This is a genomic window from Alphaproteobacteria bacterium (genome assembly GCA_017302575.1).
Classification (GTDB): Bacteria; Pseudomonadota; Alphaproteobacteria; order Rickettsiales; family UBA3002; genus JAFLDD01.
This window is the reverse complement of record JAFLDD010000001.1, coordinates 516,791-538,901: the sequence shown is the minus strand read 5'-3', so window position 1 is coordinate 538,901 and position 22,111 is coordinate 516,791. Positions and strand designations below refer to the sequence as shown.

Sequence of the window (22,111 nt, the reverse complement as noted above, 5' to 3'; positions counted from 1 at the left end):
GGGGTTTAAGGGCTTATCTATTGCTTAAGTTAACAATAATAACAGCGAGAAGATTATGACCAGCAAACACATTTCCGATAGCGAATTTGACGCAACCGTAGCCGCAGGTAGCCAACCCGTGTTGGTGGATTTCTGGGCAGAATGGTGTGGCCCATGCAAGCAGCTCTCGCCTGTATTGGACGAATTGGCCAATGAATATGCAGGCAAGCTGACGGTGGCAAAAGTGAACATCGACCAGAACCCTGACTCGCCTCAGAAATACGGCGTGCGCGGTATTCCAACCCTCATCGTGTTCAAAGAAGGCAAGCCTGTAGCTACTAAAGTTGGCTCACTACCAAAAAGCCAACTCGTAGAGTGGCTCAACGGCGTACTTGCTGCCTAGCAACCTCTATAGCTCTATTTATCTTGTTTCGCGGCAATAAATTTTGATTTCTGCGAGATGAAGACCGCAGACGCCTAGCCGCAGCATAAGCGCAAGGGATTCAACGATGCAAAAATCAAAATTCATGCCGCCCTACGGGTTCGGCAGAAATGGGGTATTGCGGTGTCGAAAGGCTTTGATGTATGAATCACTACATCATGCAGCCTTTCTCCTATCACTCCACCATTTCTGACTCGAACGAAAAAGATAAATAGAGCTATAGATGTTGCTCAAGTTAGAAAACGAACTCATCACGCGCTTCGGTGCTACTCCCGTCATGGGGGCGGAGCTTGAATGTTATGTAACCCTCACACCTGAAACGATGGATGCATTCTGGGCGCCTGTTGTTGATGCTCTCAAAAAAGAATCCATCCCCGTGCTACGCGTTGAGAAAGAGCGTGGCGAACATCAATACGAATTAGTACTGGGCACGGGTTCGCCGCAACAGCTTTCACATTGGCTGCTATTCGCTAAATCGACGATTGAGGAACAAGCAGTAAACTCAGGCGTAGACTATTCATTCCAAGCGCGGCCCTATGATGACCAGCCATCGAGTGGTCTGCATATTCATGTAAACCTCACGGATTCTGAGGGCAATAATCTCTACCATAAAACCGACGAGGACATGAGCGAAGCGCTGCGTTTCTCGCTCGGCGGCCTCATGGCGCGGCTGGAAAAAGATATGGCAATTTTTTGCCCTACGACCGAATCACACCGCCGTTATGATGATGATGACCATGTGCCGCGTAAATATTGTTGGGGCGTGAACAACCGTTATTGCGCGCTGCGTATCCCTATGGAGCGTGACCCCTATAACAAACGTATCGAACATCGCATGGCAGGGGCAGATGCCGACGCAGCCAAGGTGATTGAGGTTATATTACTGGGTATTCTGGAAGGGCTCGAGAATCGCATTGAGCCACCTGAGCAAGAATATGGCAAGCCAGCGAAAATTTATTTAGCGAGTGACGCAACATAAGCGCTGACAGCTTTCACATCGCCCTTATGTTCAAAAATCTTCTGAACAATGGCAGAGCCGACCACTACACCGTCCGCCAATTTACCGAATGCTTTAACTTGTTCGGTAGTTTTTACGCCAAAGCCCACGGCAACGGGTAAATCGGTAACTTTGCGAATCGCGGCGATGTTCTTTTCAATATCCGCATTCGTTGCGCTGCCCGCACCTGTAATGCCAGTGATAGACACAAAATAGAGATACCCACTCGCACCTTTGACCAGAAGCGGCAAACGCTCTGGCACGGAAGTGGGCGCAATCAAACGCACCAGCGAAATGCCCGCCTTGGTGAGTTGTGGTTCTAACTCGGCAGCTTCCTCAGGTGGTAAATCGACGATGATAACACCATCCACACCTGCTGCGGCTGCATCACGCGCAAATGCGTCGTAACCATAAATGAAAATGGGGTTGAGGTAGCCCATCAACACCAAGGGCACGTCTACATGTTTTTTGCGAAACTCTGCAGCAAGGGCGATAATCTTTTTAAGCGTCGCGCCCGCCTCTAATGCACGCAGGCCAGCAGCTTGAATGGTAGGCCCATCCGCCATTGGGTCAGAAAAGGGAATACCAAGCTCGATAATGTCAGCACCTGCTGCAGGCAGTGCATCGAGCAATTTGGCGCTTGCCTCAATACTTGGGTCACCGCCCATGATGAAGGGAATAAACGCAGCGCGTTTTTCGGCTTTGCACTTGGCGAATGCGGCGGCAATGCGGCTCATAGTTTTACTCCGAGCGCTTCGCCAACCGTGAAAATATCTTTATCGCCACGACCACAGAGATTCATGACGAGAATATGGTCTTTGGGTAATTTCGGTGCACGTTCGATCACATGCGCGAGTGCATGTGCGGGCTCTAGTGCAGGCAAAATACCCTCAAGCGCAGCCAATGTTTTGAAAGCGTCAAGCGCCTGTGTATCTGTTGCGCTAACATATTCAACACGCTTTTGGTCTTTAAGCCATGCGTGTTCAGGGCCAATACCTGGGTAATCAAGCCCTGCGGAAATGGAGTGTGCTTCTTCGATCTGTCCATCGTTCGTTTGCAGCAAATAGGTGCGGCAGCCATGTAATACACCCGCCGAACCACTGGTGAGTGAAGCGGCATGTTCATGCGTGTTCAAACCTTTGCCAGCAGCTTCGACACCGACGAGTTTTACGCTCGCATCGTCGAGGAAGGGATGGAATAGACCAATCGCATTTGAGCCACCACCAATGCAGGCAACGAGGGTGTCAGGCAATTTACCTTCGCGTGATTGCATCTCTGCTTTTACTTCCGTGCCGATGACGGATTGAAAATCACGCACCATCGCAGGGTAGGGGTGTGGACCCGCGGCCGTGCCAATCAGATAATAGGTGTCATGCACATTCGTTACCCAGTCACGCAGCGCTTCATTCATAGCGTCCTTCAAGGTGCCATTGCCTGCGGTAACGGGAACAATTTCCGCGCCTAATAATTTCATGCGGAATACGTTTGGTTTCTGGCGCTCCATATCCTTCGCGCCCATATAGACAACGCACTTCAAACCAAATCGCGCACAGACCGTGGCAGTGGCAACGCCATGTTGACCCGCACCAGTTTCGGCGATGATGCGCTTTTTGCCCATACGAATCGCAAGCAAAATCTGACCGATGCAGTTATTGATTTTATGCGCGCCAGTGTGATTCAGCTCGTCGCGCTTAAAATAGATTTTTGCACCTTTGAGGTGCTCGGTTAAACGCTCAGCAAAATAAAGCGGCGAGGGGCGACCCACGTAATGTTTCATCAAATCATCGAATTGCGCTTTGAAGGAGGTATCTTTGCGCATGGCTTCATAGCCTTGCTCCACCTCCAAAATAAGGGGCATTAAGGTCTCGGCCACGTAACGGCCACCATAAGGGCCGAAATGACCTTTGGAATCTGGAAGTGCGCTCATGCGCGGGTACTTAGCACGGCCTTATTGAAGGCTGCAATCTTTTCAATGGATTTTTCGCCAGGTGCGGACTCAATTCCCGTTGAAACATCGACCATCGGTGCTTTGGTGGTACGAATCGCATCGGCCACGTTTTCGGGGTTCAAACCGCCAGCCAGAAACCATGGGCGGCCAATCACAAGGCCGTTTAGCACGTCCCAGTTAAAGGATTTACCTGTGCCGCCATCTTTTCCGTGCTGCTTGGTGTCGAACAGCACATAATCCGATTCACGGATAATCCCATCCACGCCCACCAAATCATCCGCATCATGAATCGCAATGGCGCTGATGATGTGAGCGCCCGTGCGCTTGCGGATATCAATGATACGGGCAGGGCTGGTGACATTGTGTAACTGCCAATAATGCGGCGTGTAATGCGCCATGATGTCATCGATCAGCGTGTCATGTGGGTTGACCAATACGGCAACATGTTCCGCGCGTTCGCCAATATGAGCGGCGAGGTCCGCCATTAAACGTAAATCCACATGGCGAGGTGAGGCAGGGTGGCTAACCAAGCCAATGAATGAAGCGCCTGACTCTATCGCCACATCAATTGTATGGGTGGTTTTGAACCCACAATTTTTAATGAGGGGCATGAGCTTTTTGATAAGCGCTGAGTTGTTTCTTTAGGCGGCGAATTTCACTGCGACGCAGGAAATTAATTTTGAAAGCGTAGACAATACCAATCAAAAGGCCTGCGCCAAACATGGCAGCGAGCGCTGCATAGGCAGGTACTTCAAGGCTACCCGCAAACGGGAACATGCCAATGATAATAGGTTCACGATTGGAAAGAATGAAAAGAACGCACACAAAGCCAAGCACAGCATAAAACAGCAGCGCTAATAGCTTAAGCATAACTAGTCTTTAGGAATGACGTTAGTCACGCGCTCACGGAGTTCTTTACCAGTGCGGAAATAAATCGCATGACGTGTGCCCACAGAAACCACCGTACCATTCTTGGGGTTGCGAGCAGCGCGCGCTTCACGTGTACGTACCGAGAAAGCACCAAAGCCACGAAGCTCCACACGGTCACCAGTTGAAAGTGCGTCAGAAATTTCGTCGAACATGGTGTTCACCAGCACTTCAATATCGCGCTGGTACAGGTGAGGGTAACGCTTACTGAGACGCTGGATAAGTTCAGATTTCGTCATTTTTGTTCCTCAAATTCAACGCGTTAGAACTGCGATGAAGGATGCCATAGGCTCACTAGCCCGTCAAGCGGAACTGTAAGGGAACTGAAAATTTCTACATTCGTAAGCTGCTGGAGTTTCTCTAGAATCGTCTTAAACTCTGGCTCTGGCTCACTATCCACAACCTTCAAAGTGGCAGGAATCTGGCGATTTTTAGCCATCCAAGCAACCGCTTCGGCGTCGCCACCCAGCCCATCAATGAGCTTAAGGGCATAGGCTTGGCGACCTGTATAAACACGGCCATCACCCAACCTACGGGCTGTCATAAGGTTCAAATTGCGGCGTTCGGCCATCAAACCAACGAAAAAGGCGTAAGCGTCATCAACTGTTTCACTGACAATGGCGCGCTCACGTTCGCTAAATGGCTTGGTGAGCGAGGGAGAATCTTTAAATTCGCCCGACTTAATCGTAATGGGGGTGATGCCCAATTTATCAGCCAATCGGCTAACTTCCACGGACTGCATCATCACGCCGATTGAACCAGTAATCGTGCTTTCGCGTGCGATTATATAGTCTGCACCAAGTGCCGACATGTAACCCGCAGAAGCGCAGACTGTACGCATAACAGCTACCACTGGCTTCTTCTTCGCCAAGTCACGCAGTTGCAAATAGACTTCCTCACCCGCCAAGGCAGTGCCGCCTGGCGTATCGAAACGTACGATGACTGCTTTTGCGTTCGAGTCGTTTTTGATTTTTTCGATAAGCACATCGCGCTTTTCGTCGTCGGTCATCACGCCATCGATCGTGATGCGCGCAATGTATGACTGGCCAACGGAAACACCTAATTCCTCAGGATTGAGAAATGCAAAAAGCGCCCCAAACCCAGCAAGGATAGCGATAAATCGCCAACGTCCGAGCTGCGCTTTGAGGCGCTTTCGATCAATAATTTGGTCAGGTGTAAAAGGCATGACCAGAGGTCACAGCTTACGCTGCGTCCTCTTCGTCATCTTTCTTCGACTTTTTGCCTTTTTTCTTAGCGCCGCCCTCAGCGAGTGCTGCACCTAAGATGTCACCAAGTGATGCGCCTGAATCCGAAGAACCGTATTCTTCGATCGCACGCTTGTGCTCGTCCATTTCGAGTGCCTTAACCGACACTTGAACGCGGCTCGTCTTTTTGTCAGAGCCAATCACTTTAGCATCGACGCGGTCACCAACAGCGAAACGCTCTGGGCGTTGATCTTGGCGATCACGCGACAGCTCGTTCTTCTTGATGTAAGCCTTAACGCCATCTGCCAATTCCACCTCGATACCGTCTTTATCAACGGCAACGACTTTACAGGTAACGGTAGCATTCTTTTTGAACTGCTCCATCACTTCGCTGTTTGGATTTTCGGTCAGTTGCTTAATGCCAAGGCTGATGCGCTCTTTCTCGATATCAACGATGAGAATGCGTGCCTTAACCTTGTCACCTTTTTTGAAGGCTTTGATAGCTTCTTCACCCGCTTCGTTCCAGCTAATGTCGCTGTGGTGAACGAGGCCGTCAATGTCACCGCTCAAGCCTACGAACAGACCGAAATCGGTGATGTTGCGTACTTCACCTTCAACGATGTCACCTTCGTGGTTCGACGCTGCGAATGCACCCCATGGGTTATCAACGCACTGCTTGATACCAAGGCTGATACGGTGCTTGTTGGTATCAACATCCAACACTTGCACTTCAACTTCCTGACCATTCGAAACCAGTTTCGATGGGTGAACGTTTTTCTTCGTCCAGCTCATTTCTGAAACGTGCACGAGGCCTTCAATGCCTGAATCGAGCTCAACGAACGCACCGTAATCGGTGATGTTGGTGATTTTGCCTTTGAGACGCGCGCCCACTTCGAACTTGCCGGTAACGCCTTCCCATGGGTTGCTCTCAAGCTGCTTCATGCCGAGGCTGATGCGCTTGGTGTCTTGGTCGTATTTGGTTACGATCACGCGAACGCTGTCACCAATCGAGAATACTTCAGATGGGTGATTGATACGCTTCCACGAAATATCGGTAACGTGGAGAAGACCGTCAACACCGCCCATATCGATGAACGCGCCGTAATCGGTGATGTTCTTAACGATACCGTCGAGGGTTTGGCCTTCCGAGATTTTATCGAGCAGTTGGTTACGGGTCTCTGCACGTGATTCTTCAAGAACCGCGCGGCGTGAAACCACGATGTTGCCACGACGACGATCCATTTTCAGGATCATGAATGGCTGCTTAACGCCCATAAGTGGGGTGATGTCTTTGATAGGGCGAATGTCCACTTGTGAACCAGGCAAGAACGCTACTGCGCCTTGGATATCCACGGTGAAACCACCTTTTACGCGACCGAAGATGGTACCATCTACTTTAACGCCTTGTTTGTGGATCACTTCGAGTTTCACCCACGCTTCTTCGCGCAGTGCTTTCTCGCGACTGAGACCAGCTTCGCCTGCTTTATTTTCAAAGCGCTCAATATAGATATCGTACTGATCGCCAACTTTTACGTCTGCTGCTGCAGCACCAAATTCGCGTAGTGGGATACGTCCTTCGGACTTCAGACCCACATCAACAACTACCAAGTCGTTCTCGATAGCAACAATAGTACCTTTTACTACTGCGCCTTCAGTCAGCGCTGCTGATGCTGAAGATTCAAATAATTCTGCGAAATTCTCACCAGTGGAGAAATCATTTTCATTGTATTCATTTTTACGGATTGCTGCGCTAGACGCCATATTAATAACCTTACTCATGAGCCTGTTAGTCATTAGAGTGAATAACGGTTTTCGCGCCTGGCTCTCTTGGTTTGAGCACCGTTCCGCCTGCGCACCCGCGCAAGGGACGCCCTACATACGCTCGAATCGGCAAAAAGCAAGCTTTTTTGCACAAAATAACGCCCAAGGCTACAGATTAGCCAATGATTTCAAGGGTTTTTTCTAACACCTGATTGGCAGTAAAGCTGCTAGTATCAATGGTGACAGCGTCTTTGGCGGGTTTTAAGGGAGCAACGGCGCGCTCGGAATCGCGTTTATCGCGCTCCAGTAGATCCTCTTTTACGGATTCATAATCAACGGTCACGCCCATTTCAGAAAGTTCTTTGTGACGACGAGCAGTACGCGTTTCAATCGAGGCGGTGATAAAGAGCTTCACATCCGCATCGGGGCAGACAACCGTGCCGATATCGCGCCCGTCCAGCACAGCGCCAGAGGGGCGTTTGGCAAAGTTGCGCTGATACTCAAGCAAGGCTTCGCGCACTTCTGGTATTGCCGAAACGATGGAGGCCGCTTTGCCAATTTTCTCTGAACGCAATTTGGGATTCGCCAAATCGTGATCTTGAATGGAGCGCGCGGCAGCGATGACGGCGGCAACATCGTTGGGGTCTTTATTCGCATAAACGACGCGCATACCCACCGCACGGTAAAGGCTACCCGTATCAAGATAGGCTAGCCCAAAATGGTCGGCCAAGCGGCGCGCTAAGGTTCCTTTGCCTGAGGCGGCGGGCCCATCCACCGCGATAACCAGTCTGCGGGCGGGGGATTTGGTTTTGTCATTCGTGGTAACAATACTAGCGCCGAGTTGTTTCATCAGTGACACGAAATTGGGAAAGCTCGTAGCGATGGCACGCCCATCATCCACCGTAATGGGTTGTTCGCTAACTAGACCCATCACTAAAAAGCTCATCGCGATGCGGTGGTCATAATGGGTTGGTATTACGCAGCCACCCTTAGGTGCTTGGTGGCGACCGTGAACAATCAGGCTATCGCCTTCTTCAAGTGCATCAATGCCGCAACGATTCAAGCCTTCGATAATAGCCGAAAGGCGATTGCTCTCTTTTACACGCAATTCAGAGAGGCCATGCATCACGCTGCGGCCATGTGCCATGGCTGCTGCAATGGCTAGAATGGGGTATTCATCAATCATGCTTGGTGCGCGTGAGGCAGGGACGGTAACAGGTTGCAACGCGCTGCTGCGAACGCGAATATCGCCAACAAGTTCGCCGCCAATTTCACGTTGATTGGAAATGGTAATGTCGGCACCCATTTCTTTGAGGGTTTCAAAAAGCCCCGTGCGCAGTGGGTTCAAGCACACGTGTTGTAGTGTGATATCTGAATCAGGCACGAGTAGCGCCGCAACCATCGGGAATGCAGCAGATGATGGGTCGCACGGCACTTCAAATTCGCGGTCTTGATAGGTCTGTGCAATTTGCCCCGTCACTTCAATAATCGTGGCCTCATCGCTGCGCTTAGTGACATTCACGGGAATGCCGAAATAATTCAGCATGCGCTCGGTGTGGTCGCGGGTCGCTTCTTTTTCAATCACGGTTGTGGTGCCAGGCGTATTGAGTGCCGCAAGCATCACCGCCGACTTCACCTGCGCCGATGCTACGGGCAATTCATACGAAATCGGCATAGGGTGTTTTGCACCTTTAAGTGCAATGGGTAATTTGCCACCTTCTTTGGTGAGAAAGTCACCGCCCATTTGCGATAATGGGGTAATCACGCGCTGCATAGGGCGGCTTCTTAAACTGTCATCACCCGTGAAATGTGAAGTAAAGGGGTAGGGCGTCAATAACCCCATCATCAGGCGTGCCCCTGTTCCAGCGTTGCCCATATCCAAGACATCATTCGGCTCCGAAAGCCCCCCAATCCCAACGCCATGAACGACCCATGAGCCATCCATTTGCTTCTTGATATCCACACCGCAACTGCGAAGAGCATCGGCAGTGCGAAGAACATCTTCGCCCTCCAAAAGGCCATGAATCGTGGTAGTGCCAATCACCTGCGAAGCAAGCATGAGCGCGCGATGCGAGATGGACTTATCCCCAGCCACGCGAATACTTCCAGCTAGGCTAGAAGCCGCACGGCTTGTCATTGGTTGCATCGAATCGTGGGCGGATATCATCTGGCAGTTGCCTTTTACATTCAATTACGTAAGGGTGGTGGGATAACAGACAAATTCTCGTACATCAAGGAGTGTAGGAATGCCTCAACTGGGTGAAAAGCGTCAATGCCCGAAATGCAGTGCAAAATTTTATGATTTTGGTGCCGACCCCATTAAATGCCCCAAATGCGCCCATACTTGGAGTGCCAAGAGCGCCAAGGCGTCTAAAAAGCCTAAAAAGAAAATCGAGCCAGTGAAGCCTAAAAAAGTCATTAAGCCTAAATTGGAAGAAGATGAATTGCCAATCGACCTGCCCGAAGTAGAAGATGAGGGGGAGCTTGAGCCGCTAGAGGACGATGATGTAGAAGTGCAGTCGCTCGAGGAAATCGGCGAACACGAAGAAGAAGAGGAAAGCGATCCCAATAGCGACGATGCGGACGATGACATGTTCCTCGAAGAAAAACTGCCAGAGGATGCCATTGTCGATGATTTGGAAGATTACATCGAGCGCGATGAAGACGAAGAAGACGAAGAAGACGAAGAAGACGAAGAAGACGAAGATGATGACAGCGACGATGAAGAGGATGATGAAGACGAGGATGATGACGACGACGCACCACGTTCAAAAAAGAAACGAAAGAAAAAATGAAAATTATTAATCGCGAGCCAGAAGCCCATTTCATTGAGCTTCTAAGTGTGGTTCAGGAACAGCGTCAGGGCTGGTCGGCAGTGCATTTCGCGTTTTCTAATTTGCTTGAGCATTACCGCAGTGAATATCAGCTCAAGATCGCCATCAACCTGATGAATGACCTCATGGGTGACCGTGACGGCGCCATTTACCACTGCGAGGACGCGACCATTTACGTGCTGGCCAAGAATATCTCCAAGCCACTCATGGATAAAATGATCTTCCAGTTGCGCTATCTTTTCATGGATGATCCGTTGTCCTACACGCCTGAGGGTGATGAAAACCCCGAGTTCGCGCACATCTATAATGTAGAAGAGCAGTGGCAGGAACTGAACGACAGTATTAAGCGCCGCATGGTGGCGCGCGTGCGCAAGGCGCAGGGTCTTAGCACTCCGCAACGCATCGTTCCTAAAACAATGTCGCCTGCAATGGCGGCGGCTGGTATTGGCCAAGCACCGCCCGTTAAAAAAGAGAATAAGTATTTTGATTCTTCTAGCCTCGCGACGGTCGAGCGGGATTTAAGAAGCATCGATATTGGCAAGATGATTCGTCGTCAGCCTGTGTGCGCCGCTATTCAAGACATGCCAATGCGCACGGTATTTGATGAGATGTATATTAACATCGCCCACCTGCGCCAAATGCTCGCGACCGATGTGGATTTGCTTAGCAATCGCTGGCTATTCAAATATCTGACGCAGATTCTGGACGAGAAAATGCTCAATCTCGTGCGCCAGAATATCACCTCGATGCTGGCAACACCGTTAAGCCTTAACCTCAATGTGCCAACGCTACTTTCCAACACCTTCACGGAGTTTGACGCAAGCGTGAAACCTGGCTCAAAAGTGTCTATTGTGCTTGAGCTACAAATCGCTGATGTATTCTCTGACATGTCGGCATTCCTTACCGCTAAGGACGTGGTACAGAAGCTTGGCTACCGTGTTTGCCTAGATGGAGTTACGGATTTAAGCTTCCCGCAAATTGACCGTAAACGCCTAGGGTTTGACCTCATCAAACTACAATGGAACGCTGAAACTCAGTATAATGAAGCGCGCGACAAAAAATTGGTCGACGCGATTAAAGAATGTGGAAGTAACCGCGTAATCATGACGCGTTGTGATAACGAAGCAGCCGTGCGTTATGGTCAAGCACTGGGTATTTCGCTCTTCCAAGGTCGTTACTTGGATAGCGTGGTGAATCCGAAGTCGCTGCTGCAGAATTAATGCAATTTCTTATCGAACATCAGGCAACAATCATCGGCATTATCTGGATGATGGTGCTAGGGCCCGCCGTTGGAAATTACGCATGCTCGGTGGTATATCGCTTGCCGCTTGGCAAAACGCCTTTCGAGCGCCACCCATATTGCGGTCATTGCAATGCAGACCTCAAACCAATCGACTTATTCCCGATCGTTTCATTCTTCCTCACGGGCGGAAAATGCCGCTACTGCGCGGGTAAAATTCCCAGCATTTATACAGTAATTGAGCTGGCCTGCCTCGTGCTATTCATCACCAATTTTCTAGTATTCGGCATTTCCGAAACATTCCTGCTTTATACCATTGCAGGTGTATTCGCCATTATCCTTGCAGCGATACAATACCAGCAAGGCTGGCTGAGCGCGATCATCTATAGCTATGTATTCATGGCCCTCGCGCTTGAGCGCACGCGCGTGGAAGGAACCATTTATAGTTGGGTAGAGCCCAGCTTTATTATGCTGGTGATATGTTTGCTGATTGAAAAAATCCGCAGTTTTATGCTGCGTCGCCCGTTCAAACCATTCGAAGTGAATTGGATTTGGTGGCCCGTTCTCGCGGCTACTTTTGCTTAACAGGGGTAGTGAAGCCAACCTCAGAAGCAAATGCATTCATGGCATCATCATTTGGCAATAAAATGCCATCTGGGGTTGCTTCCTCTTCTTTAACTACATCAGGGCTAATAATAACCTGCGCCATGTATTGATTTATAAAATCATCAGTTTGCTTAAACCAAGCGCCGTCTGCCTGTCTTTCCCATCCAGTGGCTAGTGTTGAACGCCTTTTATCAATCATATCGTTCGCGATGCGAAACGGGTATCGAGTGCGGTGTTCGTAATCAATCTCTATACTGAATTCACCCATGATATTACAATATACGCCTGATTGGCGAATGGCTTGCTCTAGCACCATGCGAACGAGGTCGTTTCTCTCAAATGAGAGCGAGCTTTGGCGAATGTTTTCTGTTTTGTATCGATTGTGAAAGTCCGCATTAAGCGTCTTTGCGTCGTCTAAAATACCCATAACATTGCCTCATGTTTCTTAGGTTTAGTTTGACCTAAACCTATAAAGAAATCTTTTAGAAAACGTTAATTTTCTATGAGTTTTCTTATTCTACCGTTACCGATTTGGCTAAATTGCGCGGTTGATCAACGTCTGTGCCCTTCAGCACCGCCGTGTGGTAGGCCAAAAGCTGAATGGGAATGGCATACAAAATAGGCGCTACAAAGGGGTGAACCGTGGGCAGGGCAATGCTTTGATGCACAATATCGCCCAATGCTTTAACGCCCTGAGCATCGCTCAGCACGATGATTTTACCGCCGCGTGCCGCCGCTTCCTGCACATTGCTGGCAGTTTTTTCGAATAAATGGTCATAGGGCGCGATGGCAATGACAGGCACATGTTCGTCAATCAGCGCGATAGGGCCGTGCTTCATTTCACCAGCAGCATAGGCCTCCGCATGAATGTAGGAGATTTCCTTCATTTTAAGCGCTGCTTCATGCGCAATCGCGTAGCTTGTGCCACGACCAATATAAAGCATATCAGAAGCATGCTGAACATCACCCGCCAGGGCTCGCAATGCATCGTCGTGGTAGAGAATTTCTGACACGCGTGAGGGGACTTCCGCCAACGCATGGGTGAGGCGCGCCATTTCATTTTCAGGCAAGCTGCCACGCGCTTCTGCCAACGCTAAACTAAGGCAGGCAAGCACCGTAAGCTGTGTGGTAAATGCTTTCGTCGAAGCTACGCCAATCTCTGGGCCAGCATGGGTTGGTAAAATCGCCTGCGCCTCATGCGCCATACTGCTTTCCGCCACATTCACGATCGCCAGCGTGTGTTGCTTTTGCGTCTTAGCGTATTTGAGCGCAGCAAGCGTATCTGCCGTTTCACCTGATTGTGAAATCACAATCGTCAAGCCGCCTTGCTGCATCACAGGTTCGCGGTAACGAAACTCAGAAGCCACATCAATATCGACATGCACGCGCGCCAGCGACTCCAGCCAGTAGCGTGCTACCAATCCCGCATAGTAGGAAGTTCCGCAGGCAATGATAGTGACATGCGAAATATCACCCAACGCAAAGGGAAGTTTCGGCAGGGTAATGCGCGATGTCGCGGGGTTATAATAGACATTGAGCGTATTGCCGATAACGGAAGGCTGCTCGAAAATTTCTTTTTGCATGTAATGCGCAAAATTGCCTTTACCTATCGTCTCGCTGCTGACTGAACTTATTTTTACTGGCCGTTCAACCAAATTATCCAATTCATTGAATATGCTTACTTTGTCAGGTGATATTTCAGCCCAGTCGCCTTCTTCTAGATAGCAGATTTTTTGTGTCAAAGGCGCAAGCGCCACTGCGTCGGAGCCAAGATAGTTAGCGCCATTACCATAACCGATAGCGAGAGGTGAGCCGCGACGTGCCGCATAAAGTGTGTGTGGCTCACTCGCGAAAATAATGCCCAACGCAAACGCGCCGTGTAAGCGCTTTAAGCATGCGGACACTGCATCTTTAGGTGTTTTCCCCTGACGCAAATAATAGCTGATAAGTTGGGGCACAACTTCTGTATCGGTCTGGCTTGAGAATTGGTGGCCGTGAGATTCCAGCTCTGCTTTCAGTTCATGAAAGTTCTCAATAATGCCGTTATGTACTACCGCGACTTCTGCTGTTGCGTGCGGGTGTGCATTTGTTTCATTGGGGGCGCCATGGGTTGCCCAGCGCGTGTGGCCGATACCTGTTACACCATCAAGAGGCTGTTTTTGGAGCAAGTCTGCAAGCGCTTTCAACTTGCCCTGCGCACGACGACGTTCGATCTTGCCATTCACCAGCGTTGCAATACCTGCCGAATCATAGCCGCGATATTCTAGGCGCGTCAGCGCATCATGAATCAATGGCGCTGCGGGCGCATTTGAAGCAATACCGATAATTCCACACATAATACAGGCCACGTAGCATGCGTAATGGTGCGCCGCAATGGTTATATTTTGTTATTAAGTGCTTGGATTAACTATTTATTAGTGGTTATCTCCTATCACTCTAGTCTTGGAGACATATGAGCCTGTCAGTACAACAATGGATGCAGCGCGGCGTAATGGTGATGAGCTTGCTATTGCTCATGTTATTGTTGCTCGTTTTTTCGATGACTGCTGTCAATCACCTACGTGACGATTACGAGCGTGAATTGCGCACCCAAGCAGCTATGGTGAATGATGATATTCTGGGCGCGTGGAAGAATACTAAACGTCAGCAAGCCATTTTAGAAAAACTCTCGGTGAATCGCGAATTGCAGCGCGCATGCACGGTAAATGCAAAAGGTAAAGTCATCGCGGATTGGACGCGTCCATCCAAAAAGAAGGTGCCGAACGATTGCCTCAACGCGATTCAAAAACAGCAAGGCCAATGGTTCAGCGCTATTGTTAAAGTGCCTGTAGTTACGAATTCCGCTCCCTCAAGTGAGATTGGTAGCTTGTGGTTGATGAGCGGCTTCCCATCGATCTTCGAGCATTTTGGCGAATCAATGCTATCTATGCTCGGCGCTGTATTCTTATTCATGGTGATTGGCTTCATCTTCGTGCAGCGCATGCAGGTGATTTTGTTACGACCTGTTCGCCAAATTGCCAATACTGCGCAGCGCGTATCACTCTATAAAGACTTCTCGTTACGTGTATCGCCAGGGCCGCTTACTAACGTGCCACGCGAAATTGAAGTGCTGATTGATTCGTTCAATAGCATGCTTAAAGAAATCGAAGACCGTGACGGCAAGCTACTACGTAAGAACGTTGAGCTAGAGAAAGCACGCCAAGCGGCGGAAGCCGCGAATATCGCCAAATCACAGTTTTTGGCGAATATCAGCCATGAATTGCGCACGCCGCTTAACTCCATTATCGGCTTCTCGACCATGATCAAAGACCAGCAATATGGCGAGGTGGGGGATAGTAAATACCTCGAATATGCAGGCGATATCTACGATTCGGGTAAGCATTTGCTCGAAATCATCAATGATATCCTAGATCTCAGTAAAGCCGAAGCGGGCAAGTTAAGCATTAAACACGAGCATTTCCAGATCGAGAAGGCCATTGATAAGGCTATCAACCTCATCACCCAGCGCGCGCAACAGGGCAAAGTCACTGTCTACACCGACATTGCTGAGAAACTGCCTCGCATCGTTGCCGACCGCGTGAGACTGGTGCAAATCCTTCTCAACTTGATTTCGAACGCCGTGAAATTTACGCCTGAGGGAGGCCATGTAATCGTGCGTGTCAGGGCCGAAGGAGGCGCCAATGCCACCCATTATTTCATGATCGATGTCACAGATACCGGCATCGGCATGACCAAAGAGGAAATCCATCAGGCATTCCAGCCATTCCAGCAGGGAGATGGGGGGCTAAACCGTAAATATGAAGGAACGGGGCTTGGGCTGCCCCTTACACGGAAATTGGTGGAACTGCATAATGGCAAAATCACTATTGAAAGCGAAAAAGGCAAGGGGACAAACGTGAGAATACAGTTGATTTCTAACCCAGCTTTGCTTGATTAACCCCGCAACCTATGGCATGACATCAGAAAAACAAAATGGAGTGCGCCTTGAAACAGACATACCTCGACACAATTCTATTAATCGAACGCCTGCACCGCCGTTTTCTCGACGTCGTTAAGACAGAACTCGACCGCCTTCGTATTGATGATATCAATAACGTACAGACGCTCATTCTATACAATATCGGTAACGACCAATTGACGGTGGGTGAACTAACGAACCGTGGTTACTATTTGGGTACCAACGTTTCGTATAATGTAAAAAATCTCGTGGAAAGCGGTTACCTCGTTCAGGAAAAAGCACCACATGACAAGCGTTCAACCCGCGTCAGTGTTTCTGAAAAGGGTTTGAAGCTCGTGGCAATGCTTGATGCGTTGTTCGAGAAAAACGTAGCCGATCTTGAGAAAATCTCACCGAACCTAACGCTGCTTAGTGAAACCAATAAAAGCATGCACCAGCTTGAGCGTTACTGGACGGATTATATTAATCGCCTCCACTAGGAGTTTATATGAAAGCATTGCGCTTTTTAGCCATTCTAGCCGCCACATTGGGCATCGCAGGCTCTTCTGCATTCGCTCAGGAAAAATTCGCAACCATTGGTACGGGCGCGATTACGGGCGTCTACTATCCTGCGGGTGGGGCAATCTGCCGCTTGCTTAACCAAAAGCGTAAAGAACATGGCATTCGTTGTTTCGTAGAATCAACGGGTGGTTCTATTTACAACCTCAACGCACTGCGTGACGGTGAATTGACCTTTGCTATCGTTCAGTCTGATTGGCAGTACAACGCTTATAAAGGTGAAGGCATTTTCGACAATGGCCCAGCTTTCAGTGACCTGCGCTCTGTATTCTCTCTGCACAGCGAGATGTTCACCGTTGCGGTGCGTCCAGGTAGCGGCATTCGCAGCTTTTCAGATTTAAAAGGCAAGAAAGTAAACGTCGGCAACCCTGGTTCAGGCATGCGTGAAATCATGCAAGAGATGATGAGCATTAAGGGTTGGACGGAATCTGACTTCGCAATGGCAAGCGAATTGCGCCCAAGCGATGCTGCAAAAGCACTTTGCGACGGCACGATTGACGCAATGGTATTCGCGGCAGGTCATCCTAACGGTTTGATTCAAGAGATCACCGCAGGCTGTGGCGCAACGCTCGTTCCTATTCAAGGCCCAGAGGTTGATGCGCTCATCAAGAAGTATCCTTATTACGCGCGCACGGCCATTCCAGGCGGCATGTATAAAGGTAATGCCCAAAACACCCCAACCTTTGGCGTGAAGGCAACACTGGTTACCACCGCAGAAGTGAGTGACGAGACGGTCTATCAGATTGCTAAGGGTGTATTTAATAACTTCGATGATTTCAAAACACTGCACTTTGTATTCGCAACGCTCGAGAAAGACCGCATGGTTGAGGCTGGCTTGACCGCCCCACTGCATGACGGCGCGCTGCGTTATTACAAAGAATCAGGAATGCTGAAATAGTCTAGAAGCTACGGTTGATGCAGAAATCAACCGCATCATGTAGCGCATCACGTATTGGCGATGGTTTGAAAGGCTCAAGCAGGGCATGTGCTTTAGCAGCGTAGTCGCGTGCTAATGCGAAGGTTGCATCAATCCCGCCATAATGCTGGATCAGTTGTTTTGCGCGCACCAAATCATCATGCTGCGCTTCACTCTCACCATCAAAGCAGCGCTGCCAGAACGCCTGCTCTTCAGGTGTTGAGGCTTGGTAAGCGACAATCACAGGAAGCGTTACTTTGCCATCGCGGAAATCATCACCAATCGCTTTGCCTAACTCAGCTTCCTGCGCGGTGTAGTCCAGCGCATCATCAATCAATTGAAATGCCATGCCAAGCGCATGACCGAATCCACGCATATTCTCGCGGTGTGAAGGTTGGTCGCTTACTACCGCGCCTAGCTCACATGCTGCTTCAAACAATGCAGCCGTTTTAGCGGCAATCACTTCGAGATAGACCTCTTTCTCGATACTCAAATCATGGCTGACCATAAGCTGTTTTACTTCACCAGCAGCAATCGTCGCCGATGCGTCAGAGAGGATCTTGAGCACGTCGAGTCCACCATCCGCGACCATTAATTGGAAGGCGCGGCTAAGTAGAAAGTCACCCACTAGAACGCTCGATTTATTTCCCCAAATCGCATTGGCGGTTTCTTCACCACGACGCAGATGGCTGTCATCAACGACATCATCATGCAGAAGGGTGGCGGTATGAATAAACTCAACACACGCTGCTAGTTGCACATGGCGAGTGCCTGAGTATCCCATAAGCTGCGCCGCCGCGATGGTAAGGGAAGGGCGAATGCGCTTACCGCCAGCACTGACAATATGTGACGCAAGGTCGCTAATCAACGTGATGTCGCTTTTGACATTCTCAAGAATCACCGCATTCACGCGCTGCAAATCGGCTGCGGTGAGTTGGCGTAACGCGTCCATGGAAGCGGTGCTTGGCGCTGATGCTGTCTGAGCGGTGGCAGTGTTCATACGCTGGTGGTAGCGAAGCGAGGCTGAAAATGCAAGTAAACGTCAAGCCAGAATGGTGTTTTTATCGCCATGCATGGCTTCTTTGATAGCTTCCATCGGCCTTACGAAATGCTGAATGCCCTGCTGAAAATGCATATAACCTTTGTAGCCAGTCGTTTGCAGTGCATTTTCAAAGATTACGCGGATCTGCTGCTCAACTTCCTGCGGTAAATGGCGTGCGCTGCGTATGACTAAATCAAAATGTTTACCCGCATCCGCTTTTTTTACAAATCCATCAAGCTGCAGTTCACCTAAATGCGATAAATCCACCTCAATCAAGAAGCGCTGACCGCCGCCCTGAGATGCTTTCTTACCGCTTTCATCTTCATGCTTAAAGAACATGCGAATATGCTGAATTTGCGCTTCCGAATAGAACGGCATGACAACGCTCATCCATTGTGGAATCGCATCGCTGAATACTTGTTGGAGTTGCGCAAATTCGCGGCTGAGACGTTTGAGGATCTCTGGCGAACTCATATCCAGAATCTCGATGGCGCGTTTGCCAAACCATTGCTCTGGGTTGCCGCTTTTAATAGCTGAGAATAAGAACAGCATCTCGTTCGTTAGTTTAACATGGGGCTTTGGCAAAATATTCTGAATCAACTGAGTCGCAAGTGCTGGGTCCTGCGCGGATATGGCGGTAATCGCATCACGAACACTATGCCAGTCTCGCGCCAAGCTAGTGAGTTCTTCTAGATCGGTTGGTAATAACGGCGCAATCGGCGCAGTGCTGCGTTGAGGGGATTGCGGGGCTATCTCCAACGTCAATTTAGTGCCGGTGGGCAATGGCTGTGCAGTAAGTAATTTAAACGTGCCAAGTGGAGACTGAATAATACTCGCTCCATCCATTTCATGACCAATCACCTGCGCAGTGACGGTTGGAATTGGCGCAGTACTGCTTGCGGGTGCGGAATGCGGTATCGCGACTGGCTTTGAAATGGCTTGGGGTAATACTGTCTCAGTAGTCGGTTGCTTTTGTGGGGTCGCCGCAGCGTTTACGATGATGGGTGGGGTGGTCGGAGCGGTCGATATCGGCGCGGTAGTGGCGGGTATAATAACGGGGCTATTCGTCGTAGGAACGACACTTGGAGTGCTGGCAGAGCTGGCGCTAACAGCAGTACCAGTCACAGTGATAGGCGCTGAAGTGGCAGGCGTTGCTGCCTTATCCAACCTCGCAGGAGTCGCTGTAACGTTTGCCGTTATCGGAGCTGGAGGAGGATTGATAGCCGCAGCATTTGGTATTGGCGCAGTGCTAATATTCGAAACTGTGGGTGGGTTAATAACGGGTGCATCTTTGATTGTTGCAGCAGTTATTGGCGCTTGCTGGCTTGGCGCTTCATTCGGCAATGGCAATTCGGTGGCCAAAATTTTTACCGCTACGTTTACATCTTTTTGCAAGCTCGCGACCATTTGTGTCCAGTATTGAGCTACTTCAGGCGGCAAGCCTTCAGGAATCAATATGTTCGACGATAATAAGACTGCTGGCAAAACGATAGGCGCTGTCGTGGCGGCAGGGTTGGTGGTGCTGGGTAATGCCTGCGACTGCGGTAATAGCGACGAATTTAAGATAGTATCGCTTAGAGAGGGTGCCGCCGTGGTTCTTGCCACATAGTCTTGTGGGCTTAGCCCATCGATAGTTAGAATGCGCGCGCGTGACTCAATCGCTGCATCGACACGAATCACTACTTCGCTGCCTGTTTTCAAAAACAGTTCGCTTTTTACAAGCACATCACCAATTGTGGTGCGTAGAATCGGATTTTGCTGAGCATCGCGATTCACAACATAACCTTGTAGAATCGCACCCACTGCCACATTCTCGAGTAATGGCTTAGCAACGTCCTGAGCGTTGACAGAAATAGTGACAGGCTGAATGCTTACAAGCGTATTAAGTGGCGCAGGGGGTGTAAGCTGCTGCACCATCTATTTTCCCTGTAATAGCTTAATCGAAATAGTTGCTGCATCGCTTGCCGCCGTAGTGTGCGGCGCCGTTTGGATGATCGAACTTTGCTGGCGAATCGCGTCCTTCACCTTATTATCTTTGCGGATAATGCCCAATAATGGCGGCGTGAATTTAAGGAAGCTATTCGTAGCGCGGCTGATCGCCCCATATGTCTGTTCACCTTCTTTTTGTGATTGGGCTTGGTTAATCACTACGTGAATTTCTGGCGCATTCGGACGTGTCGAGCAAAGTTTGATAAACGCATAGGCGTCGGTGAGTGAGGTGGGTTCGTCCGTAACGACGACAATCACCCTACTTGCCAGTGACGACATATATTGCACATGCTGTTCAATGCCTGCGCCCAGATCGATAATCACAAAATCATAGGTTTTAGCGAGTTCCACTAGTGCACTGCCAACTGGCTCCATACGGTTAATGCCCAGCGATGCCATGCTGGTAGAGCCGCTTCGACCTGCCAGAATATCAAAATTACCTTCAGGATAATGCGTAATGGCCTCAGGCAAGGTGAGGTTACCAGCAAAAACAGAACCTAAATCCTTCGGCGCGGTGAGGCCCAACTGCACATCAACGTTGGCAAGGCCAATATCACCATCAAACAGCAAGGTGCGACGACCAGCACGGGCAAATAAATGCGCCAGTGTAATCGAGAACCAAGTTTTACCAACACCGCCCTTTCCAGAAGCAACGGCGATGATGTTTTCTGCGCGTGGTATCGACATGGGCAACTCCTAATGTTTCGTACGTTCGCGTTGCGCCTTCAGCATAAGCTGCGCAAGCAATGTGGGTGTAAGTGGGATGCATGCGTCCGCAGGGCGAGCGCTGGTGCTAATGTGAGTCAAAGTATAGCGCGTATGTGCCAGTGCCGAAAACACACTGCTGAGATGGCGCGTGGTATCGGCGCGTGTAATCAACATGCGTTCAATCGGCAGGAACGAGAAGACGCTCGCCATTTCCTGTGATTCAGCCGCGTCTATTCCCGCAGGGCAGACCATAACAGGCTCAATATCCTGAAGGCTGGCGAGCTCACCCAGCGCTTTCAATTCATCAAACGCATAGATATTCACGCCAAAACTATCGACAAGCACCCATGCCTTACCAAGATACTGTTTAATAATTGCCTTAAGCTCAGCTCTGTCGTGTGCAACAACGAACGGAACTTTCAAAATTTCAGCGAGGCCCGATAAGCCGTCCGTGCCGCCGAAACGTTCAATGTCAGTGGAAATCAGCACAACAGGCTTTTTCGCCAACGCCAACATGGTGGCAAGCTTAGCAAGCGTGGTGGTTTTACCTGCACCGTGCATTCCTACGAGCATCAGCGCCTTAGTGGGTGGCGTCTTCTGCTCAAGCAGTGACTGGAATGGGAACGCTTTACCAAGCGCCTCAGCCAAAATTGCTTCGGCTGCATCAAGTAGGGTAGCGGCGGGCAGTCGCGCTCCACGAATAGCGATTTTGAGCCTGCTCAGCATAGGTTCAGGAATGTGATGATACTCCAGCACCTCGTCGATCATCGCAAGGGCGGGGTGATTGGTCTGCACATGGCGCGCGGCTGGCTGGCTTGCTTTTACGGGCGCGGGCGAAGTGTCCTCAGGCAATGGTTCATCGACCGAATCGATGGCGAAGGTAACCACAATCCCCTTCGGTGTTTTGCGCGCATTGAGCAAAATAGCATCCTCACCTAAATCACGACGTGCAATCGCCATGGCTTCTTGCATGTCTTTTGCTGGGATTTGCTTCATTTTCA

The 22,111-nt window shown here is 49.9% G+C and carries 22 protein-coding genes; 8 read left to right on the top strand and 14 right to left on the bottom strand.

The window, feature by feature from the left end; translation table 11 throughout:
- Positions 1–55 precede the first annotated feature (55 nt).
- Both trxA and J0M34_02740 read left to right on the top strand, forming a co-directional pair.
- Entirely contained in the window at positions 56–382 is a 327-nt protein-coding gene (gene trxA / locus J0M34_02745) for a thioredoxin TrxA (GenBank protein MBN8543161.1), read from the top strand.
- Between the two features lie 262 nt (positions 383–644).
- The gene (locus J0M34_02740; GenBank protein MBN8543160.1) at positions 645–1,400 is read left to right on the top strand and encodes a hypothetical protein; all 756 of its coding nucleotides are present in this window, start codon (positions 645–647) and stop codon (positions 1,398–1,400) included.
- On the opposite strand, the gene trpA is transcribed toward J0M34_02740, so the two are convergent.
- The 8 genes from trpA to aroA all read right to left on the bottom strand — a co-directional run bounded on the left by trpA (position 1,376) and on the right by aroA (position 9,426).
- Complete coding sequence (gene trpA / locus J0M34_02735) at positions 1,376–2,155, bottom strand: tryptophan synthase subunit alpha (protein ID MBN8543159.1); 780 nt, start codon at positions 2,153–2,155, stop codon at positions 1,376–1,378. The genes J0M34_02740 and trpA overlap by 25 nt on opposite strands.
- Positions 2,152–3,345, bottom strand: coding sequence for a tryptophan synthase subunit beta (gene trpB / locus J0M34_02730; protein MBN8543158.1), 1,194 nt, complete (start codon positions 3,343–3,345; stop codon positions 2,152–2,154). Before trpB ends, trpA begins: the two co-directional genes overlap by 4 nt.
- On the bottom strand, positions 3,342–3,977 hold the full coding sequence (locus J0M34_02725; GenBank protein MBN8543157.1) for a phosphoribosylanthranilate isomerase: 636 nt from the start codon (positions 3,975–3,977) through the stop codon (positions 3,342–3,344). The genes trpB and J0M34_02725 overlap by 4 nt, the downstream gene beginning before the upstream one ends.
- The gene (locus tag J0M34_02720; GenBank protein MBN8543156.1) at positions 3,964–4,236 is read right to left on the bottom strand and encodes a LapA family protein; all 273 of its coding nucleotides are present in this window, start codon (positions 4,234–4,236) and stop codon (positions 3,964–3,966) included. The genes J0M34_02725 and J0M34_02720 overlap by 14 nt, the downstream gene beginning before the upstream one ends.
- A 2-nt stretch (positions 4,237–4,238) precedes the next feature.
- Positions 4,239–4,532 (bottom strand): integration host factor subunit beta, encoded by a 294-nt coding sequence (locus tag J0M34_02715; protein MBN8543155.1) that lies wholly within the window; start codon positions 4,530–4,532, stop codon positions 4,239–4,241.
- 23 nt (positions 4,533–4,555) lie between these two features.
- A complete protein-coding gene (gene sppA, locus J0M34_02710; protein ID MBN8543154.1) occupies positions 4,556–5,479 on the bottom strand; it encodes a signal peptide peptidase SppA in 924 nt (307 codons plus the stop codon).
- A 16-nt stretch (positions 5,480–5,495) separates the two neighbouring features.
- Positions 5,496–7,259, bottom strand: a complete 1,764-nt coding sequence (gene rpsA / locus J0M34_02705) for a 30S ribosomal protein S1 (GenBank protein ID MBN8543153.1) — start codon at positions 7,257–7,259, stop codon at positions 5,496–5,498.
- A gap of 175 nt (positions 7,260–7,434) precedes the next feature.
- Positions 7,435–9,426, bottom strand: coding sequence for a 3-phosphoshikimate 1-carboxyvinyltransferase (gene aroA / locus J0M34_02700; GenBank protein MBN8543152.1), 1,992 nt, complete (start codon positions 9,424–9,426; stop codon positions 7,435–7,437).
- 79 nt (positions 9,427–9,505) lie between these two features.
- On the opposite strand from aroA, the gene J0M34_02695 reads away from it, so the two are divergent.
- Genes J0M34_02695 through J0M34_02685 form a run of 3 tightly spaced genes read left to right on the top strand, consistent with a single transcriptional unit; the run spans position 9,506 to position 11,918 of the window.
- On the top strand, positions 9,506–10,054 hold the full coding sequence (locus J0M34_02695) for a TIGR02300 family protein (protein ID MBN8543151.1): 549 nt from the start codon (positions 9,506–9,508) through the stop codon (positions 10,052–10,054).
- Positions 10,051–11,313: an EAL domain-containing protein gene (locus J0M34_02690; GenBank protein ID MBN8543150.1), complete on the top strand. Its 1,263-nt coding sequence runs from the start codon at positions 10,051–10,053 to the stop codon at positions 11,311–11,313. Before J0M34_02695 ends, J0M34_02690 begins: the two co-directional genes overlap by 4 nt.
- Entirely contained in the window at positions 11,313–11,918 is a 606-nt protein-coding gene (locus J0M34_02685; GenBank protein MBN8543149.1) for a prepilin peptidase, read from the top strand. Before J0M34_02690 ends, J0M34_02685 begins: the two co-directional genes overlap by 1 nt.
- Here J0M34_02685 and J0M34_02680 read toward each other — a convergent pair.
- On the bottom strand, positions 11,905–12,366 hold the full coding sequence (locus J0M34_02680; protein MBN8543148.1) for a hypothetical protein: 462 nt from the start codon (positions 12,364–12,366) through the stop codon (positions 11,905–11,907). The two genes, J0M34_02685 and J0M34_02680, sit on opposite strands and share 14 nt — an antisense overlap.
- Positions 12,367–12,451: 85 nt before the next feature.
- Positions 12,452–14,275, bottom strand: coding sequence for a glutamine--fructose-6-phosphate transaminase (isomerizing) (gene glmS, locus J0M34_02675; protein MBN8543147.1), 1,824 nt, complete (start codon positions 14,273–14,275; stop codon positions 12,452–12,454).
- Between the two features lie 116 nt (positions 14,276–14,391).
- Between glmS and J0M34_02670 the strand changes: the two genes are divergently transcribed.
- Genes J0M34_02670 through J0M34_02660 form a run of 3 tightly spaced genes read left to right on the top strand, consistent with a single transcriptional unit; the run spans position 14,392 to position 17,353 of the window.
- Positions 14,392–15,876, top strand: coding sequence for a HAMP domain-containing protein (locus tag J0M34_02670; GenBank protein ID MBN8543146.1), 1,485 nt, complete (start codon positions 14,392–14,394; stop codon positions 15,874–15,876).
- Between the two features lie 47 nt (positions 15,877–15,923).
- Entirely contained in the window at positions 15,924–16,376 is a 453-nt protein-coding gene (locus J0M34_02665) for a MarR family transcriptional regulator (protein MBN8543145.1), read from the top strand.
- Between the two features lie 8 nt (positions 16,377–16,384).
- Entirely contained in the window at positions 16,385–17,353 is a 969-nt protein-coding gene (locus J0M34_02660) for a TAXI family TRAP transporter solute-binding subunit (protein MBN8543144.1), read from the top strand.
- Position 17,354: 1 nt separating this feature from the next.
- Here J0M34_02660 and J0M34_02655 read toward each other — a convergent pair whose 3' ends face one another.
- From J0M34_02655 to J0M34_02640, 4 genes are read right to left on the bottom strand one after another with little or no spacing between them, the layout of a single operon-like run.
- On the bottom strand, positions 17,355–18,371 hold the full coding sequence (locus J0M34_02655; GenBank protein ID MBN8543143.1) for a polyprenyl synthetase family protein: 1,017 nt from the start codon (positions 18,369–18,371) through the stop codon (positions 17,355–17,357).
- 42 nt (positions 18,372–18,413) lie between these two features.
- Positions 18,414–20,330 (bottom strand): hypothetical protein, encoded by a 1,917-nt coding sequence (locus J0M34_02650; protein MBN8543142.1) that lies wholly within the window; start codon positions 20,328–20,330, stop codon positions 18,414–18,416.
- The gene (locus J0M34_02645) at positions 20,331–21,089 is read right to left on the bottom strand and encodes a MinD/ParA family protein (protein MBN8543141.1); all 759 of its coding nucleotides are present in this window, start codon (positions 21,087–21,089) and stop codon (positions 20,331–20,333) included.
- A 9-nt stretch (positions 21,090–21,098) separates the two neighbouring features.
- The gene (locus J0M34_02640; protein MBN8543140.1) at positions 21,099–22,106 is read right to left on the bottom strand and encodes a hypothetical protein; all 1,008 of its coding nucleotides are present in this window, start codon (positions 22,104–22,106) and stop codon (positions 21,099–21,101) included.
- Positions 22,107–22,111: the final 5 nt, after the last annotated feature.